The organism is Sphingomonas trueperi (assembly GCF_040545965.1).
Lineage (GTDB): Bacteria > Pseudomonadota > Alphaproteobacteria > Sphingomonadales > Sphingomonadaceae > Sphingomonas > Sphingomonas trueperi_C.
Window position 1 is genome coordinate 34,594 of sequence record NZ_JBEPMV010000002.1, and the last position, 16,748, is coordinate 51,341.

A 16,748-nucleotide genomic window follows, 5' to 3' on the forward strand; every position below is an offset into this window, starting at 1 on the left:
GGTCGCCTGCGCACGCGATGTCTTTTCGGACAGGTTGAGCACTGGCGGCGCCCGAGCGATCCCGATGTAATGGAAAACCATGCCTCGCTCGCCCCCGCCGCGCGGATGCTCGGCTATGCCGGACTGTTGCCGCTGATCGGCTGTGTCGCCGGCCTGGTGCTGCTGCCGATGCACCGCTCGGTCCTGCTCGACGCTGGCTTCGGCTATGCCGCGCTGATCTTCAGCTTTCTCGGCGGGCTGTGGTGGGGGCAGGGCGTCGCGCGCGGCAAGGCATCTCCGACGCTGTTCGCTGTCGCGGTGGTGCCGTCGCTGATCGCCTGGGGGCTGATGCTGCTCCGGCTGCTCGGCTGGACCACCCAAGAGGCGCTGCTGGCGCTGGGTGCGGCGATTCTGCTCTCGCCGATCGTCGACTTGGCGCTGGCCCGCAAGCGGCAGAGTGTGAACGGCTGGATCGCGCTGCGCCTCCAGCTTTCCACCGGGCTCGGCGCCCTGACGCTGGCGCTTGCCCTCCTCTGATCAAGCGGCGGCGGCCGCGCTGCCGATCATCGTGCCTAGCCGGTGGCCGGAGAGCCAGGCCAGCTCGACGCGCGGCCCCTGCAGCCAGTCGCCGCAGGCGCCCAGCTGGAGCGCGCCGTTCCACAAGGCGCCCTTGTCGATCCCCGGCGTCATCGCGAAGCGCCAGCGATGCGCGGCGAGATAGCGGACCGCCGGCACATCGCCCTCGGCATGTGCGAGCAGCGCGTCGAGCAGTGCCTGCGCCACGGTGTCGGCGGCGTCTTCGAGATGCTGGGTCGACCAGGAACCATGGCCCTGCACCACCCAGGTCTCGCCATCGTGGCGCCCAGGCTTGGCACCGTCGCGTGCCGCCCAGCCGATGATTCCGTGCTGGCGGATGCTGTCCGCGGCGATCGGCACGCGCCCCTCGAACGCGATCATCGCCGTCCAGCAGGGCTGCGAGCGCGCCGCCATCGCGTCGGCCGCCATCATCAGGTCATGCGTGCCGAGGATCGCGGCGGCCTGCTCGGCCGGCAGCGCGACGATCGCGGCGTCGAACGGCCCGTGCTGCTGCTCTTGGAGCCGCACGTGCCAGCCCTGCGCGTTGCGGGTGAGCCCGACGACATGATGGCCGAAATGCACCTTATGCGCCGACGCCATGTGGCGCACCGGCGCGTTCATCGTCGGTGTGCCGACCCAGGCGTCGGGGCCGGCCTCGCTCCACGGGCTGGCCACGCCTTGCGCCTGCCAATCCTGCACGAGGCGCCGGAAGCGGTCATCGCGGACCGTGAAATATTGCGCACCGTGATCGAACTGGAGCGTTTGGCCATCGACCTCCACCCGCCGGGTCGACATCCGCCCGCCGGGCCCGCGACCCTTGTCGAACAGCGTCACCCGGTGCCCGGCGGCACGCAGCTGATCGGCACAGGCGAGGCCGGCGATGCCGGCGCCGAGGATCACGACGTCCATCGTCGCGATCCCGCTCAATAGCCCATCAGCGACATCAGCTCGGCCCGGCTGCTGCGATCCTCGAGGAAACAGCCCAGCATCCTGCTGGTGACCATGCCGACGCCGTGGGTCTTCACCCCGCGCCCGGTCATGCAGCCATGCTGCGCCTCGATCACCACCGCTACGCCGGCGGGCTTGAGATGCGTCCAGATTGCCTGGGCGATCTCGGCGGTCAGCCGCTCCTGGATCTGCAGGCGACGGGCATAGCCGTGGAGCACGCGGGCGAGCTTCGAGATGCCGACCACCCGGTCCTTCGGCAGATAGGCGATCGATGCCTTGCCGGTGATCGGCGCGAGATGGTGCTCGCAGTGCGACTGGAAGGGAATGTCCTTCAGCAGCACGATCTCGTCATAGCCCGCCACTTCCTCAAAGGTGCGGGCGAGGTGCATGCCGGGGTCCTCGTCATAGCCGGCGCAATATTCGCGCCAGGCCTTGGCATGGCGCATCGGCGTGTCGCGCAGCCCTTCGCGCTCCGGGTCCTCGCCGACCCAGCGGAGCAGGGTGCGGACCGCTTCCTGCACTTCCTCGGGGACCATTTCCTGCGCAGGTTCGTTGTCGGCCCGTTCTATATCGTTGCAGAAGAAGTTCATCGGGCCTACCTTTCGTTTCACCGGCAGCATTTGCGTGGCGCGCCGGCATCGAGTGTCCTCCACATGAGGAACCCGGGGGAAACCGGGAACATGGACAAAAGGGTATGCAGATTTGCGGCCCCAAAAGGATGCGGAAAGCCGACCAATGCCACTGACCGACATGATCGCCGGAAGCGCCGTCGCCGCGGTGCTCAGCAACCCCAGACTCCCCGACAATCCCATCATCGATTGCAACGACGCCTTCGTGGCGCTGACCGGCTATCGACGCGACGAGATCCTCGGCCGCAATTGCCGCTTCCTTGCCGGCGACAAGACCGAGCCGTGGCTCAGCGAAGCGCTCAGCGCCGGGGTGCGCGAGAAGCGGCCGGTGATGGTGGAGATCCTCAACTACAAGAAGGACGGCACGCCGTTCCGCAACGCGCTGCTGGTGGCGCCGATCTTCGGCGAGGATGGCGAGCTCGAATATTTCCTCGGCTCGCAGATGGAAGTCGAGGGGCCGAAGGACGGCACCGCCCACCGCGCCACGATCGCCCGCGACAAGATCGGCGCACTGTCGCCGCGCCAGCGCTCGGTGCTGATCGCGATGGCGGCGGGCAAGCTCAACAAGCAGATCGCCTATGACCTCGGCCTGACCGAGCGGACGATCAAGATGCACCGCGCGGCGATGTTCCGCGCGCTAGGCGTCCGCACCGCGGCGGATGCCGTGCGGATGGCGATCGAAGCCGGCTATTGAGCCACGAAAAAGGGGCGCCCCTGGAGGAACGCCCCTGATCGGTTCGGCCGGTACGGCTTATTGCGCGTTGGCGGCCGGCATATCGGCACCGTTGTCGGGCGCGGCGTTGCCGATCATCGCCTCGGCCTCGGCATTGGCGCGATCCTCGGCGTCGTTCTGGTAGATCATCGCATTGGCCTCGGGCGCGACGTTCGCACCGTCGGACAGATTGCCTTCGCCGCCGCCGCATGCCGCAAGCGACGTCAGCAGGGCTGCCGCGGCCATCAGGCGAAGCTTGGTCATCCGGTTGCTCCTACGTTCAAATTCGTTGCGCAACCGAAAGAGGCCGCGCGTCAGCCCGCTGCATGGGGCACGGCGAGCAACGCGTCAAACGCAAATATGTCGCATCGCCGTGACTTTGCCATGTTTCCGCCCGAATTCGGGACGTGCCCTCACTCTTCCTTTTCGGCGGGGACAGCGGCGATATCCTCGGGTGCGTTGGCCGCGATCGCCAGCATCGAAGCCCAGGCGGCGACGTTCTGGCGCAGCTGCGCGGGATCGATCTTGTCGAGCGTGTCGTCGGGCGTATGGTGCAGGTCGAAATAGCGCAGCCCGTCCTGGTTGAGCCCGATCGTGCCGACCCCGAGCGCCAGGATGCCCTCGACATCGGTGCCGCCATGCGCGGTGCCGCGGCCGCGCTCGATGCCGAGCGGGTAGAGCGCGGTTTCCAGCCGGTCGCCGATCGCCTTGGCGCCTTGCGGCAGGTTGGTCTCGAACTTCCAGACGCGGTCGGCGCCGAAATCGGATTCCATCGCGAGCACATGGCGCTCCTTGGCATGCGCCTTGGCATAGGCCGCGCCGCCGAAGCCGCCGACTTCCTCCGCGCCGAACCAGACGACGCGGATCGTGCGGCGCGGCTGGCCGAGCTTGGCGGCCTGGAGTGCTGCGGCAGTGGTGATCGCCACGCCCGAGGCGTCGTCGATCGCGCCGGTGCCGAGGTCCCAGCTGTCGAGATGGCCGCCGACGACGATGATGCCCGCGCTGGGATCGCTGCCGGGAATGTCGGCGATCACGTTGCCGGACTCGGCCTCGCCCTTGAACTGCGGCGTGACGCTCAGTCGCAGCTTGACCGGGCCGCGCTTGACGAGGCGCACCAGCTGCTCGGCATCGGGTACCGAGAGCGCGGCGGCGGCAATCGGCGAGACGCCCTTCGCCCAGGTGGTGACGCCGGTGTGCGGATTGCGGTGATGGTCGGTACCGATCGAGCGGATCAGCACCGCGGCCGCACCCTTGGTCGCGGCGATGCTCGGGCCGGCGCGGCGGACGGCGCCGTAATAGCCGTACTGCGAGCCATCCTGGGTCGGCACCATCGCATGGTCGATAAAGGCGATCTTGCCCTTGAGGCTGCCGGCGGGCGCGGCCTGGAGCTCGGCAAGCGAGGCGAAATAGACCACCTCTGCCTCCAGCGGCTGCGCGCCCGTCGAGCCTGAATAGCCGAGCGCGGCGATAGTCAGCTTCTGCGCGGCGCCGCCGAGCACTTCGGCCGTTTCCACGCCGCGGACCCAGACCGGCATCCGGTAGGTTTCGATATGGACGTTCTGGAAGCCCAGCGCAGTGAGCTTCTTGACGGCCCAGGCGCGGGCGCGCGCCTCGGCCTCCGTGGCGGCGAGGCGCTGGCCAATCTCGGTGGTGAGGCCTTCGACCACGTCCCAGGCGACAGTGTCCTGCAGCGCGGCGTCGCGCACCTTGGCAACCTGGTCGGCAGTCTGGGCGACGGCGGGAAGGGGAAGGGCTAGCGCGGCAGCGGCCGCAAGCAGGAGGCGCTTGGTCATGCTGCGGATGCTAACCAGCGGTGGAACGATTGCAATGGGGGATGAGCGGTTTGTGAAGCATGTTTAAGCTCCTCCTCCTCGGAGGAGGGGGTTGGGGTGGAGGGATTCCAGACCATTTGTTGGTCTCCGTGAGACACAGTCCCTCCGCGAACCCCCGCGTTGCCAACGCGCGCCCGCATCGCTACATGCCACGCGTCTTTCCAGCATTTAGAATTCTCGCAACGGAGATCCGCCACCGTGGCTGCGCAGTACGCCTTCGTCATGAAGGACATGACCAAAACCTTCCCCGGCGCCCCCAAGCCGGTGCTCAACAACATCAACCTGCAATTCTACCAGGGCGCCAAGATCGGCATCGTCGGTCCGAACGGCGCGGGTAAGTCGACGCTCATGAAGATCATGGCCGGCATCGACAAGGATTTCGCCGGCGAGGCATGGCCGGGCGAGAACATCACCGTCGGCTATCTGCCGCAGGAGCCGCAGCTCGACCCGACCAAGAACGTGCTCGAGAACGTCAAGGACGGCGCGCGCGAAGTGGCCGACATGGTCGATCGCTTCAACGCCATTTCGGCCGAGATGGGCGATCCCAAGGAGGACACCGATTTCGACGCGCTGATGGAGGAGATGGGCGATCTCCAGGCCAAGATCGACGCGGTCGACGGCTGGAGCCTGGACAACCAGCTCGAGATCGCGATGGAAGCACTGCGCTGCCCGCCGTCGGACTGGCCGGTCGAGAACCTGTCGGGCGGTGAAAAGCGCCGCATCGCGCTCACCCGCCTGCTGATCCAGAAGCCGTCGATCCTGCTGCTCGACGAACCGACCAACCACCTCGACGCCGAAAGCGTCAACTGGCTGGAAAACCACCTCAAGGAATATGCCGGCGCGGTGCTGATGATCACCCACGACCGCTACTTCCTGGACAATGTCGTCGAATGGATCCTCGAGATCGATCGCGGCAAGTACTTCCCGTACGAAGGCAACTACTCGACCTATCTCGAGAAGAAGGCCAAGCGCCTCGAGCAGGAAGACCGCGAGGCCACCGGCCGCCAGAAGGCGATCAAGGACGAGCTCGAATGGATCCGGCAGGGCGCCAAGGCCCGCCAGACCAAGTCGAAGGCGCGTATCGCCAAGTTCGAGCAGCTGGTCGCCAGCCAGGAGAACCGCACGCCCGGCAAGGCCCAGATCGTCATCCAGGTGCCCGAGCGCCTGGGCGGCAAGGTGATCGAGGCCAAGAACATCTCCAAGGCGTATGGCGACAAGCTGCTGTTCGAGAACCTCTCGTTCATGCTGCCGCCGGGCGGCATCGTCGGCGTGATCGGGCCGAACGGCGCGGGCAAGTCGACGCTGTTCAAGCTGCTCACCGGCCAGGAAACGCCGGATTCGGGCGAGATCGACATCGGCTCGACCGTGCGCCTCGGCTATGTCGACCAGAGCCGCGACCACCTCGACGACAGCAAGAACGTCTGGCAGGAAATCTCCGACGGCCTCGATTACATGAAGATCAACGGCCACGACCAGTCGACGCGTGCCTATGTCGGCGCGTTCAACTTCAAGGGCGCGGATCAGCAGAAGATCGTCGGCAAGCTTTCGGGTGGTGAGCGCAACCGCGTCAACATCGCCAAGATGCTGAAGCGCGGCGGCAACGTGCTGCTGCTCGACGAACCGACCAACGATCTCGACGTGGAAACGCTGGGCGCGCTGGAAGAGGCGATCGAGAATTTCGCGGGCTGCGCCGTGGTGATCAGCCACGATCGCTTCTTCCTCGATCGTCTCGCCACCCATATCCTCGCCTTCGAAGGCAACAGCCATGTCGAATGGTTCGAGGGTAACTTCGAAGCCTATGAGGAAGACAAGCGCCGTCGCCTGGGCGACGCCGCCGATCGTCCGACCGCGCTGGCCTACAAGAAGCTGACGCGCTGAGCCTGAACGCGCCGGATCGAGCCCTACCGGCTCGATCCGGCGCTTGCTTTTCCGCGGTGTATTGCTGCTATAGTACGGCCCTCGACCAGAGGGGAGCCGTAGGATGCTTGCACTGATGCTGATCGCCGCCATGCCGTTGCCGGAGGCAGCGGTGCCCGACGGCTCCCGGCTCCGCGAAGGCAGCGCCTGTTATGCGCTCACCCGCGAGGGCAAGCCGATCGGCGAGACTTGGCAGCGTGTCCGCGCCGCGACGGACGGCGGCAACCCCGTCTGGGAAATCATCGTCCACCAGCGCGTCGGCGACGGCAAGTTCGACATGCGCGACCATTTCGTGCTGCGGCGTAGCGACCTGCGGCCGCTGCGCATGGATAGCCGCCGCGACGGCGTGGAGCATGTCCGCGTCCGCTATGACGGCACGACGATCCAGGTGACGCGGCCGGACAAGGCCGATACGCAGGTCTCGGCCCCCGGCGCGGTGTGGGACGGCAATCTATGGGGGCTGACCTTCGCCGCGCTGCCGCTTGCCGAGGGGCAGAGCTACGAATTGCCCTTCTTCCAGTACGACAAGGGTCTTGGGCATTTCACCCTCAAGGTGGTCGGCAGTGCGAAGGTCGAAGGCCAGGATGCCTGGCTGGTGGATGCCGATGCCGGCAACGGCCGCATCGTCCGCTACCAGATCGGCAAGAACCCGGCGGCGGAACTGGGCACCGAAACCCCAATGTTCGGCCAGCATCTCGGCGGCGATTGCAGCGCGCTGGCCGAACCCTGATCCGCTTGGATCAGGCGGTGAACCGCTTGGTGAAGCCCTTGTGCGGCTTGTCCTCGGGCACGGCGACGCTTTCGACATGCTCGACCCGCGCCATGGTAGGGCCTTCGCGGCATGCCTCGACGAAGAGGCCTAGCGCGGTGTCTTCACCCGCGGCGAGCACCTCCACACGCCCGTCCCGCAGATTGCGCACCCAACCGGTTAGCCCGCCGCGCTGCGCGGTGCGCACTACCCAGTCGCGATAGCCGACCCCCTGTACCCGTCCCGAAACCAGGATTCGCTGCTGCGCCATATGCTCCCTTTGTACACGCCCATGATGTCGGGCCGGGAGTATCTGTAGCAGTCCGGGACAGATGCGGAGCGGGGCGGGGGCACGGTCCGCCGCAAACCCGGCAGACCCCGGCGCGTCAGGGGTAGGTAATCGCCATCACTTCATATTCGCGCTCGCCCGCGGGCAGGGTCACGCGGCGCAGGTCGCCGATCCGCGCGCCGCGCAGTGCCCGGGCGAGCGGTGCGTTCCAGCCGACCAAGCCCTTGGCGGCATCGGCTTCGTCGTCGCCGACCAGGGTGAGTGTGCGGTGGTTGTCGTCCTCGTCGGCGATGGTCACGCAGGCGCCGAAGAACACGCCGCTGCGATCCTCCTGCCGGCTGGGATCGACAACCTTGGCTGCCTTCATCCGCCGGGCGAGGAAACCCAGCCGCCGATCGATCTCGCGCAGCCGCTTGCGGCCATAGATGTAATCGCCATTTTCCGAGCGATCGCCATTGCCCGCCGCCCAAGAAATCGTCTCGACCAGCTTGGGGCGTTCCTGCCCGAACAGCTGGTCGTACTCGGCCTTGAGCGCGGCATAGCCGGCGGGGGTGATATAGTTGGGGCGATCGTTCATGATCAGCCCGCGCTATCAGCCCGGCCGGCTCTTGCCCAGATACCAGCTGAGGTTTGCCGTCCCCTTGCTGCGCGCATAGGAGGGATTCATCAGGTCGTACACGACGGCATTTTCCAGCACGCGCTGGACATAGTTCTTGGTCTCGAAGATCGGGATCTGCTCAATCCAGCGGACCATGTCGCCGCCGGGCAGGCGCGGGTCGCCATAGGCGTTGAGCCACTTGTTCACGTTGCCGGGGCCGGCATTGTAAGCGGCGACCGCCAGCGGATAGCAGCCGCCATAGTAGTTCAGCATCCGCTGGAAATAGTTCGAGCCCAGCTCGATATTGTAGTCGGTGTCGGCGTTGAGCGCGCTGGGATCATAGCTTCTGCCGATCTTGAGCGAGGTCTCGCGCGCGGTGCCGGGCATCAGCTGCATCAGCCCGCGGGCGCCCGCGCGGCTGACCGCGTCGCGGTTGAACTGGCTTTCCTGGCGGGCGATCGCGTGAATGATCGTCCAGTAATCGCGCTGCCCCTCGGGCACCTTCACCGACGGATAGCCCGCGGCGCTATAGTCGGACAGCCCGTTCTGGAGCGCACTCCGCCCGACCATCACCCCCAGGTCCGGACGGCCGAGCGTGCGGCTGAGATCGGCGGCAAGGAGGTGGTCGTCCTCGGTGGTCGCATCCTCGGCGATCTTGCGGAGGAACAGGCTTTGGTCGCTGCGGTTGCCCATCTGGCCGAGCAGCTGGGCGGCGCGGACGAGCTCGCTGCGGTAGAAAGCCTCGCGGGCGCCGGGGGAGGCCGTCTTGCCGGTGAGGTCGCGCGGGCCCCGCAGCGGCTGGCCGAGCCGCTCGACCGCGAGCTGGCCGTAGAACAGGTCCGGGAAGCCGCCGGCGCTGGCGTAATAGGTGCGCGCGCTGGTGGCGTTGCCCGCCGCCTCGGCAGCGCGACCCGCCCAGTACAGACCCTTCGATTGCGTGCCCGGCGTCTTGGAGCCATGACCATAGCGGGCGAACATGCCCACGGCATCGTTCGGCCGCCCGAGATTGTAGAGCGCCACCGTGCCCGCGAGCCAGGTGAGGCTGGTATAATCGTCGCGCACGCCGAGCGAGAGCTCGCTGACGTCGGTGCCCGAGGGGAAGGCGTCGTCGACCTGCGAGGCGATGCGGTAGGCAAGGTCGTATTGCCCGTCCGCCAGCGCGCCGCGTGCGGCCGAAAGCAGCACCTCGTACCATTTTTCCGGATCGCCCGGGAAGCCGGCCATGCGGCGCGGCTGGGCGAGGTACGACCGCATCAGCTGCGTCTGGCCGGTCTGCCCCAACCAGCGCGCGCGATCGGCGATATAGCCATGGTCGGCGCCACCGCGCGCCTCCGCCAGGCTCGCCTTGGTCGCCGCATCATAGGCGTTGGTGCGATAGGCGATCCGCGCGTCGAACACCGGGCGGAGCTCGGGCGAGGTATAGACCAGCTGCCGCGTCGCGATGCTGGTCGCGCCCTGCCAGAGCAGCATGTCCTCGCGGGCGTCGTGATCGGCAGGTCGCAGCGCGGTGCCGAAGGTCGTGAGCAGCTTGCTCTCGTCGACGGTGCGCAGGATGCCGGCGCGCCAGGCGCGGCGTGCCTGGTCCTCTGCCTCGGCGCGGCGTCCGGTGGCGGCGAGCGCCTCGGCATAGCGCAGGCGTCCGGCAGGCGTGATCGGCGGGAAGCGGGTGAAGAAGCGGACGGCCAGGTCCGGCATGGTCGCGCCGCTGTCGAGGATCGTCTCGGCGGCCGCGCGCCGGCTCTTCTCGCCGGGCCAGCCGGGGTGCGCGAGGAGGAAATTGGCATAGTCGGAAAAGGCGTAATTGTCCGACTGCTGCAGGCGCTTCCATTCGACCAGCGCGCTACTCACCGGATCGAACTGGGCCTGTGCGTGGGGCACGAAGCCGCCTGCCAGGGCCGCCAGCATCGCAGGGGTCACCTGCGAGGAGGCCGCCAGTCCCGAAACACCGGCGAACACCAACGCGCCTTTGAGTACCGTACCGACCATCTGGACATGATAGGAGATCCGCCCGTATCTGCCACCCCGTTTCTACCGAAAAAAGAGGATGATTCCGCGCGATGTTTTCTGGATCGATCCCTGCGCTCGTCACGCCGTTCCGTAGCGGCGCGTTCGCGGAGGAGGATTTCCGCGCGCTCGTCGAATGGCAGATTACCGAAGGCTCGTCGGCGATGGTGCCCTGCGGCACCACCGGCGAGGCCGCGACCATGCCCAAGGACGAGCATTTCCACATCGTGCGGGTCTGTGCCGATCAGGCGAAAGGCCGGGTGAAGATTCTCGCTGGCGCCGGCTCGAACGACACCAAGGTGGCGATCGACAATGTCCATGCCGCAAAGGATGCCGGCGCGGATGCCGCGCTGATGGTGCCGCCCTATTACAACCGCCCGAGCCAGGAAGGCATCTTCCGCCACTTCGCCGCGGTGGCCGAGGCGACCGACCTGCCGATCGTGCTGTACAACGTGCCCGGCCGCACCGTCACCGACATCCAGCCGGCCACCATGGCGCGGATCGTGAAGGCCTTTCCCGAGACGTTCGTCGGCGTGAAGGATGCGACCGGCAGCCTCAGCCGCGTCTCCGAGCAGCGTGCGGGCTGCGGCACCGACTTCGTCCAGCTCTCGGGCAATGACGAGACGGCGCTGGCGTTCAACGCAATGGGCGGCGTCGGCTGCGTGTCGGTGACCGCCAATGTCGCGCCGAAGCTGTGCGCCGACTTCCAGGCAGCATGGGCGGCGGGCGACAATGCGCGCGCGCTGGCGCTCCACGACAAGCTCTACCCGCTCCACATCGCGATGTTCACCGATGCCTCGCCGGGCCCGGTCAAGTATGCGATGAGTCGGGTGCGTCCGGGCTTCCCGCAGGAACTCCGCCTGCCGATGACCGAGGCGGGCGAGGCGAGCCGCAAGGCGGTCGACGCCGCGCTGGAATTCGCCGGGCTGATCTGAGCTTCGTGCCGGGGCGCCAACAAACGTCTGGCGCTCCGGGCCGAGCATCCCTACATCCCGCCCTCTTATGGCCCGTCCGCGTCCCGCTACCTTCGACAAAGTCAAAACCGTCGCCGAGAACCGGCGCGCCCGCTTCGACTATTTCATCGAGCAGACCTATGAAGCCGGCCTGGTGCTGACCGGCACCGAGGTCAAGTCGCTGCGCTTCGGCGAGGGCTCGATCGCCGAGGCTTATGCCGAAGTGAAGGACGAGGCGGTGTGGCTGGTCAACGCCAATATCCCCGAGTTCAGCCACGGCAACCGCTTCAATCACGAGGCTAAGCGGCCGCGTAAATTGCTCCTTCACGAGCGCGAGATAAACAAGCTGCATGGCGCCGTTGCCCGCGAGGGCATGACGCTGGTCCCGCTGTCGGTCTATTTCAACGGCAAGGGGCGCGCGAAGGTCGAGCTGGCGCTGGCGAAGGGCAAGAAGACGCATGACAAGCGCGAGACCATCAAGGAACGCGACTGGAAGCGCGAACAGTCGCGCATCCTCCGTGACCGCGGATGAGATGGCTGCGCCGGGCCGCCTGCGTCGCCTGGCGGACAAGGCGATCCCCAGCCGAGAATCGATCGAGACCAATCGCTGGCTGAAGCCGGTTGCAAGCCGGGTGATGCACAGTTCGCTGTGGCGCTTTACCCGTCGATCGGTACCGCGTGGCGTCGCGCTCGGCATGGTCACCGGCATTCTCGTGCCGATGGGGCAGATCCCGGCCTCGGCATTCCTCGCGCTGCCGCTGCGTGCCAACATCCCGGCGGCGGCGGCTACCACGTTCTTCACCAATCCGTTGACGACGCCGCCGCTGTGGCTCGCCGCCTATTGGCTCGGCAGCAAGATCCTCGGCCCCGGTGTGGCCGTTACGTCGGCCGCGGGCCCGAGCTGGCTCGACTGGCTGTTGCAGGATCTGGGCCCTGCGATTCTGGTAGGGCTGCTGACGCTCACCGCCGCGCTGGCGCTGCTGGGGTATGTCGGCAGCGCGCTGCTCTGGCGCTGGTGGATCGCCGGCAAGTGGCGGCGGCGACAGCGCGCGCGAGCCGCGGCAGCCGCAATCGACTGACCGCGGCTGCCGCCGCTTTCGCTACACCGCTTCGGGTGCGATCACCTGCGCTTTCCCGAACACGCTCTGGCCCTCCTCCACGGCCGTCGGGAAGGGCAGGTCCGTGGCCTTGATCCCGAAGAACGGGAAATAACCCCAGACATGGACGTTGCCGACGACCTTCAGCAGCGTGAAGGGGTCGATGACCTCGCCGGTCGGGAGGGAATAGGAGCTGAAAGTCCCGGTATCCTTGTCGAAATAGCTGATCGGGAAGCTGGCAGGCAGCCACGTGCGTCCGGGCAGCACGGCGGCGTTGGCGCCGTTGCCGTCGGTCTGCGCGCGCGTGGCGAAGTGATGCACGACGTCGCACAGGCCTGGGCCGATCGTCACCGTGAGCGATTGCAGCGTCTGCGCCAGCGGCCTGAAATCGAAGAAATAGAAGGGATCGGCGCTGTCCGGCGTCGTAGCGTAGATGGCGGTCCAGGCGTGAGGAACGAGATCCTTGTCGTTGGCGATGGGGACGTTGAGCGCCGATACCTGGTTGCCGGCATTGAGGCCCGCGACCGGCGCGGCCGGGAAAGCCGCCCCCCAGGCCTCGGCGAACACCGCGTTGCCGGGCGTCGGCCCGGCGGTTGGCAGGATGTTGACCACGCCTCCCTGGCCCGTCCACGTCCAGTCCTCGATCATCGACAGGACCTGCAACGGCAAGGCGGCGGACAGCGCGCCGCCGAGGCTATGGCCGGCGAAAATGATCCGAGGCGTGCCGTTTCCGCTCGGTGCCAGCGTCTGCAGATAGGCGATCAGCGACGCCTTGTTGCCGTCCTGATCGACCAAGTTTTCGAGCAGATGGTGGAGCCCACGCGCCGTGCCCAGCGAGACCTGCGATCGGCTTGCATCGGCCTTGTGACCCACGGGCGGGATCGCCGGGTCGGCGAGCGGGAAATCTACCATGTCGTTGGGGCCGACGGGGAAATCCTCCTTGAGCCAGTCATAGGCGTCGTTGGGATCGGTGCCGGCGATTGCCACGACGTAGAGGTCTTGCGAGGCACTATGGAGTACGGCCATCGCATTGTCGGCGCGGGCATCCTGCCGGCTTTGGTAGACCGCCGGTCCCCAGGCGACCTTCCAGTCCTGTCCAATCAACTGGTCACCGATTTTGTCGAGCAGCCCGCTGACCGAGAAGGTCTGGGCGCCGTTGCTCCATTTGCCGCCGTGATCGAGCGCGAGATCCAGAAAGGCGGCGATCTGCGGCGCGGTGCCGGTCACCTGCGCGCCGGCGTTTACGAAATAGGAAAAGAGAAATGTCGTCTGCGTGAGGTCGTACATGGTCCCTGTCCCAGCTATAGTTGGCGGCGGACGCGCGGCGAGGTCGCAAGGATAGAGGCGCGCCGAACAGCCGGTGCACATCGAACGCTCCGTTCCCGATGCGATCGATGGCCCTGTCGCGCGCAGCCGCGGCAATGCTGCGCTTGCGTCCCCCGTAACGTCAGCGTGGCACGGCGATTTGATACTGCCCATGTTGCAGCGCCATTTGTTTCGATATCGATATATTTCGAGGCACGCGGGCGCCCTTTTGCCGCTGCAATCCGGTTTACTTGAGCAAAGGCGCGCCGTGCGCGGCGCACGGGCGAATGGGCGCTTGACGCTGGGCCGGGGACGGAACATCGGTGCACCATGGCTAGTCTGCCCGACGCCGAATTGCCCAAGCCGTCGCTGCTGCTACCGATCGTGGCGGTGGTGGTGACCGGTGTTGCAGCGGCGGGCATCATCCTCACCAGCCTCAACGATCGCGCGATCGCGATGGGTTTTCTCGCCGCGGCGCTGCTGGCCGCCGGGGTGATGCTGGCGTTGGGGCGGCTGTTCCGCTCGCCGACGACCAGCATCGAACGCTACACCGATTGGGCGATCGCCCATGCACTCGCCTCGGCCAGCGATGATGCGCTGGCGGTGACCGACCGCAGTGGCCGGATGGTATGCGCCAATCCGCGGTACGAGGCATTGTTCGGCGGCTGGCCGACCCCGCCCAATTTGCCGATCGGCGAGGAGGGGGAGCGGGCGCTTGGTGCCTGTGCCCGTGCGGCCTGGCGCGACGGCGAGAGCCGTTGCAACGATGTGCAAGTGTTCGGGGCACAAGTGGCGGTCCGGGTCGCACGTGTCGGCGACGAGTCGCTGGTTTGGCGCTTCATCGGCATCCATGCGCTCGATCTTGCCGTGCAGGTGCAGGGGCTGCTCGCGGGACCTACCGGCGACCGGCTGGGTGGGGCAGGGGTGATGGTGGTGCTGGTGGCGCCCGATGGCCGCGTCCGATCGGCCAATCGGGTGTTCCGCCACCGGGCGCTCGGTAGCGCCGATGCCGTCACCGACGGTCGTGATTTTGCCGGGTTGCTGATCACGGATTCGATCGGCCAGGTGCGGTTCCAGCGCGAAGGCATGGAAGGCACGCCGCTGCGCGTCCTCCAGATCCCGTTCCTCGAAGGCGACGAGGCACCGCTGCTCGTCGCGCTGCTCGACGAGGAGCCCACCGCGATCGCGAGCCCCGCGCTGGCCGGCAGCGCATCGGCGCACGTCCATTCGCTGATCTCGCTGTTGCCCACCGGCCTCGCGCTGATCGACCGCGACGGCCGCTTCCTGACGATGAACGACGCGTTCGTCCGCACCGCGCGCGTGAACCCCGCCGCCCCGCCGCTCTATCCGGGCGATCTGGTCGTGCGGGAGGACAAGGCGACGCTGGCGGATGCCGTGCGCCGCTTCGCCGGCGGCGCGCCGCAATCGCTGGAAATCACCGTCCGGCTGAAGGATGCCTCGGAAGAGCCGGTGGCGATCACCATCGCCGGTGCGCGCGGGCTGGGCGATGCCGCGGTGTTGCTCAGCCTGCGGGACTCGGGCGAGGAGGGCAAGCTCAAGCGCCAGATCGCCCAGGCGACCAAGATGCAGGCCGTGGGCCAGCTCGCCGGCGGTGTCGCGCACGATTTCAACAACATCCTCACCGCGATCATCGGGCACTGCGACCTGATGCTGATGCGCCATTCGCCCGGCGACAGCGACTATGATGACATCCAGCAGATCCGCGCCAATTCGAACCGCGCCGCCAGCCTGACCCGCCAGCTGCTCGCCTTCTCGCGCCAGCAGACGCTGCGCCCGCAGGTGCTGCAGCTGCCCGACATCATCTCCGAGGTGTCCAACCTGCTCAAGCGGCTGCTCGGCGAGACGGTGTCGCTCGACGTCAAGCATGGCCGCAACCTGGGGCCGGTGCGCGCTGATCCGGGGCAGCTGGAGCAGGTGGTCGTCAACCTCGCGGTCAACGCCCGCGATTCGATGCTCAGCAAGAATCCGAGCGGCGGCGGTTCGCTGACGATCGAGACGCTGTCGGTCTCCTCGGCCGATGTCCGGCGGATGGACGACGACGTGCTGCCGATCGGCGACTATACCGCGCTGCGCATCTCCGACACCGGCACCGGAATTCCGCCCGAGATACTGCCCAAGATCTGGGAGCCCTTCTTCACCACCAAGGAAGTGGGCAAGGGCACCGGGCTGGGCCTCTCGACCGTCTACGGCATCATCAAGCAGTCGGGCGGCTATATCTTCGCCGAGAACAATCCAGGCGGCGGGGCGGCGTTCACCATCTACCTGCCGGTCCATACCGCGCCAGAGGCCGCGGTGGCCAAGCTGCCGGTGGTCAAGGAAAAGCCGGCCGATCTGTGGGGCACCGGCACGATCCTCGTCGTCGAGGACGAGGACATGGTCCGCGCGATCGCCGAGCGCGCGCTGACCCGGCAGGGCTATTCGGTGGTCACCGCCGAAAATGGCGAGGTCGCGCTTGAAACGATTGAGACGATGGACAAGCCGGACCTGCTCGTCTCCGACGTCGTGATGCCGGTGATGGACGGGCCGAGCATGGCGCGCAAGGTCCGCGAGCGCTGGCCCGACCTGCCGATCCTGTTCATGTCCGGCTATGCGGAGGAACAATTGCGACGTTCGATCGATCTGGACAATGTCGCCTTTCTGCCTAAACCCTTTTCCGTGCAACAACTTGCAGAAGCGGTTCAGGAGATCCTGGTGGCCAAATAAGTGCTTGGCACGAAACAACTTTTCCTGCAAAGGGGGCAGCATGCAGGGTCCGCGTAACATTCTCATCGTCGAAGACGAGCCATTGATCGCCATGATGCTCGAGGATTTCCTCGACGCGCTCGACCGGGTGCCGGCGGGCACCGCCGACAATGTTGCCGAGGCGCTCGACCGGATCGGGGCGGGCGGCATTGATGCGGCGATCCTCGACGTCAATCTGCGCGGCGGCGAGCAGAGCTGGCCGATCGCCGACAAGCTCGCCGAACTCGGCATTCCCTTCGTGCTCGCGACCGGTGGCGCCGACGACAGCATCGCACATTCGCACCGCGACCGGCCGGTGCTCTCCAAGCCGTTCACGCTGGACCGCGTCGACAAGGTGCTCAGCAACCTCAGCTGAGCTGACGGCCAAGGGTTGTGCGCGGGGCAGGGGCGACGCTAAA

17 protein-coding genes are annotated in these 16,748 nt (G+C 67.0%); 9 read left to right on the forward strand and 8 right to left on the reverse strand.

Annotated features, from left to right (window positions below; translation table 11 throughout):
• The first annotated feature begins 69 nt into the window (after positions 1–69).
• A complete protein-coding gene (locus tag ABIC35_RS04025; RefSeq protein ID WP_121076885.1) occupies positions 70–516 on the forward strand; it encodes a DUF3429 domain-containing protein in 447 nt (148 codons plus the stop codon).
• On the opposite strand, the gene ABIC35_RS04030 is transcribed toward ABIC35_RS04025, so the two are convergent.
• The gene (locus ABIC35_RS04030) at positions 517–1,464 is read right to left on the reverse strand and encodes an NAD(P)/FAD-dependent oxidoreductase (RefSeq protein WP_121076887.1); all 948 of its coding nucleotides are present in this window, start codon (positions 1,462–1,464) and stop codon (positions 517–519) included.
• 14 nt (positions 1,465–1,478) lie between these two features.
• Entirely contained in the window at positions 1,479–2,093 is a 615-nt protein-coding gene (gene folE / locus ABIC35_RS04035; protein WP_121076889.1) for a GTP cyclohydrolase I FolE, read from the reverse strand.
• 145 nt (positions 2,094–2,238) lie between these two features.
• Between folE and ABIC35_RS04040 the strand changes: the two genes are divergently transcribed.
• Entirely contained in the window at positions 2,239–2,826 is a 588-nt protein-coding gene (locus tag ABIC35_RS04040; RefSeq protein WP_183049373.1) for a PAS domain-containing protein, read from the forward strand.
• A 57-nt stretch (positions 2,827–2,883) separates the two neighbouring features.
• On the opposite strand, the gene ABIC35_RS04045 is transcribed toward ABIC35_RS04040, so the two are convergent.
• Both ABIC35_RS04045 and ABIC35_RS04050 read right to left on the reverse strand, forming a co-directional pair.
• On the reverse strand, positions 2,884–3,108 hold the full coding sequence (locus ABIC35_RS04045; protein ID WP_121076891.1) for a hypothetical protein: 225 nt from the start codon (positions 3,106–3,108) through the stop codon (positions 2,884–2,886).
• Positions 3,109–3,257: 149 nt separating this feature from the next.
• Entirely contained in the window at positions 3,258–4,637 is a 1,380-nt protein-coding gene (locus tag ABIC35_RS04050) for a M20/M25/M40 family metallo-hydrolase (RefSeq protein ID WP_121076893.1), read from the reverse strand.
• Positions 4,638–4,874: 237 nt separating this feature from the next.
• Here ABIC35_RS04050 and ettA point away from each other — a divergent pair, with 237 nt between their 5' ends.
• Both ettA and ABIC35_RS04060 read left to right on the forward strand, forming a co-directional pair.
• Positions 4,875–6,554, forward strand: coding sequence for an energy-dependent translational throttle protein EttA (ettA, locus tag ABIC35_RS04055; protein ID WP_121076895.1), 1,680 nt, complete (start codon positions 4,875–4,877; stop codon positions 6,552–6,554).
• 103 nt (positions 6,555–6,657) lie between these two features.
• Positions 6,658–7,323 carry a DUF3108 domain-containing protein gene (locus tag ABIC35_RS04060; RefSeq protein ID WP_121076897.1) on the forward strand — a complete coding sequence of 222 codons (666 nt, stop codon included), beginning with the start codon at positions 6,658–6,660 and terminating at the stop codon, positions 7,321–7,323.
• Between the two features lie 10 nt (positions 7,324–7,333).
• On the opposite strand, the gene ABIC35_RS04065 is transcribed toward ABIC35_RS04060, so the two are convergent.
• From ABIC35_RS04065 to ABIC35_RS04075, 3 genes are all read right to left on the reverse strand, one after another.
• Positions 7,334–7,612 (reverse strand): acylphosphatase, encoded by a 279-nt coding sequence (locus tag ABIC35_RS04065; RefSeq protein WP_121076899.1) that lies wholly within the window; start codon positions 7,610–7,612, stop codon positions 7,334–7,336.
• Between the two features lie 115 nt (positions 7,613–7,727).
• Positions 7,728–8,207 carry a transcription elongation factor GreB gene (gene greB / locus ABIC35_RS04070; protein ID WP_121076901.1) on the reverse strand — a complete coding sequence of 160 codons (480 nt, stop codon included), beginning with the start codon at positions 8,205–8,207 and terminating at the stop codon, positions 7,728–7,730.
• Positions 8,208–8,222: 15 nt separating this feature from the next.
• A complete protein-coding gene (locus ABIC35_RS04075) occupies positions 8,223–10,214 on the reverse strand; it encodes a lytic transglycosylase domain-containing protein (RefSeq protein ID WP_121076903.1) in 1,992 nt (663 codons plus the stop codon).
• Positions 10,215–10,285: 71 nt separating this feature from the next.
• Here ABIC35_RS04075 and dapA point away from each other — a divergent pair, with 71 nt between their 5' ends.
• The 3 genes from dapA (at position 10,286) to ABIC35_RS04090 (ending at position 12,264) form a co-directional block, all read left to right on the forward strand.
• Entirely contained in the window at positions 10,286–11,167 is an 882-nt protein-coding gene (dapA, locus tag ABIC35_RS04080; RefSeq protein ID WP_121076905.1) for a 4-hydroxy-tetrahydrodipicolinate synthase, read from the forward strand.
• 67 nt (positions 11,168–11,234) lie between these two features.
• The gene (gene smpB, locus ABIC35_RS04085; protein WP_010545579.1) at positions 11,235–11,717 is read left to right on the forward strand and encodes an SsrA-binding protein SmpB; all 483 of its coding nucleotides are present in this window, start codon (positions 11,235–11,237) and stop codon (positions 11,715–11,717) included.
• Position 11,718: 1 nt separating this feature from the next.
• Entirely contained in the window at positions 11,719–12,264 is a 546-nt protein-coding gene (locus ABIC35_RS04090; RefSeq protein ID WP_121076907.1) for a DUF2062 domain-containing protein, read from the forward strand.
• A gap of 21 nt (positions 12,265–12,285) precedes the next feature.
• Here the strand turns inward: ABIC35_RS04090 and ABIC35_RS04095 are convergent, their stop codons facing one another.
• Complete coding sequence (locus tag ABIC35_RS04095; protein WP_121076909.1) at positions 12,286–13,569, reverse strand: hypothetical protein; 1,284 nt, start codon at positions 13,567–13,569, stop codon at positions 12,286–12,288.
• A 348-nt stretch (positions 13,570–13,917) separates the two neighbouring features.
• Here ABIC35_RS04095 and ABIC35_RS04100 point away from each other — a divergent pair, with 348 nt between their 5' ends.
• Together ABIC35_RS04100 and ABIC35_RS04105 are read left to right on the forward strand one after the other, a co-directional pair.
• The gene (locus ABIC35_RS04100; protein ID WP_121076911.1) at positions 13,918–16,311 is read left to right on the forward strand and encodes a hybrid sensor histidine kinase/response regulator; all 2,394 of its coding nucleotides are present in this window, start codon (positions 13,918–13,920) and stop codon (positions 16,309–16,311) included.
• A gap of 40 nt (positions 16,312–16,351) precedes the next feature.
• Entirely contained in the window at positions 16,352–16,705 is a 354-nt protein-coding gene (locus ABIC35_RS04105) for a response regulator (RefSeq protein ID WP_093292654.1), read from the forward strand.
• Positions 16,706–16,748 lie beyond the last annotated feature (43 nt).

Excerpts from the sequence above, each read along its gene's own strand:
- greB (WP_121076901.1), bottom strand. The coding sequence starts at position 8,207 with ATGAACGATCGCCCCAACTATATCACCCCCGCCGGCTATGCCGCGCTC.
- ABIC35_RS04045 (WP_121076891.1), bottom strand. The coding sequence starts at position 3,108 with ATGACCAAGCTTCGCCTGATGGCCGCGGCAGCCCTGCTGACGTCGCTT.
- ABIC35_RS04095 (WP_121076909.1), bottom strand. The coding sequence starts at position 13,569 with ATGTACGACCTCACGCAGACGACATTTCTCTTTTCCTATTTCGTAAAC.
- ABIC35_RS04040 (WP_183049373.1), top strand. The coding sequence starts at position 2,239 with ATGCCACTGACCGACATGATCGCCGGAAGCGCCGTCGCCGCGGTGCTC.
- ABIC35_RS04025 (WP_121076885.1), top strand. The coding sequence starts at position 70 with ATGGAAAACCATGCCTCGCTCGCCCCCGCCGCGCGGATGCTCGGCTAT.
- folE (WP_121076889.1), bottom strand. The coding sequence starts at position 2,093 with ATGAACTTCTTCTGCAACGATATAGAACGGGCCGACAACGAACCTGCG.
- ABIC35_RS04100 (WP_121076911.1), top strand. The coding sequence starts at position 13,918 with ATGGCTAGTCTGCCCGACGCCGAATTGCCCAAGCCGTCGCTGCTGCTA.
- smpB (WP_010545579.1), top strand. The coding sequence starts at position 11,235 with ATGGCCCGTCCGCGTCCCGCTACCTTCGACAAAGTCAAAACCGTCGCC.
- ABIC35_RS04030 (WP_121076887.1), bottom strand. The coding sequence starts at position 1,464 with ATGGACGTCGTGATCCTCGGCGCCGGCATCGCCGGCCTCGCCTGTGCC.
- ABIC35_RS04090 (WP_121076907.1), top strand. The coding sequence starts at position 11,719 with ATGGCTGCGCCGGGCCGCCTGCGTCGCCTGGCGGACAAGGCGATCCCC.
- ABIC35_RS04050 (WP_121076893.1), bottom strand. The coding sequence starts at position 4,637 with ATGACCAAGCGCCTCCTGCTTGCGGCCGCTGCCGCGCTAGCCCTTCCC.
- dapA (WP_121076905.1), top strand. The coding sequence starts at position 10,286 with ATGTTTTCTGGATCGATCCCTGCGCTCGTCACGCCGTTCCGTAGCGGC.
- ABIC35_RS04075 (WP_121076903.1), bottom strand. The coding sequence starts at position 10,214 with ATGGTCGGTACGGTACTCAAAGGCGCGTTGGTGTTCGCCGGTGTTTCG.
- ABIC35_RS04105 (WP_093292654.1), top strand. The coding sequence starts at position 16,352 with ATGCAGGGTCCGCGTAACATTCTCATCGTCGAAGACGAGCCATTGATC.
- ABIC35_RS04065 (WP_121076899.1), bottom strand. The coding sequence starts at position 7,612 with ATGGCGCAGCAGCGAATCCTGGTTTCGGGACGGGTACAGGGGGTCGGC.
- ABIC35_RS04060 (WP_121076897.1), top strand. The coding sequence starts at position 6,658 with ATGCTTGCACTGATGCTGATCGCCGCCATGCCGTTGCCGGAGGCAGCG.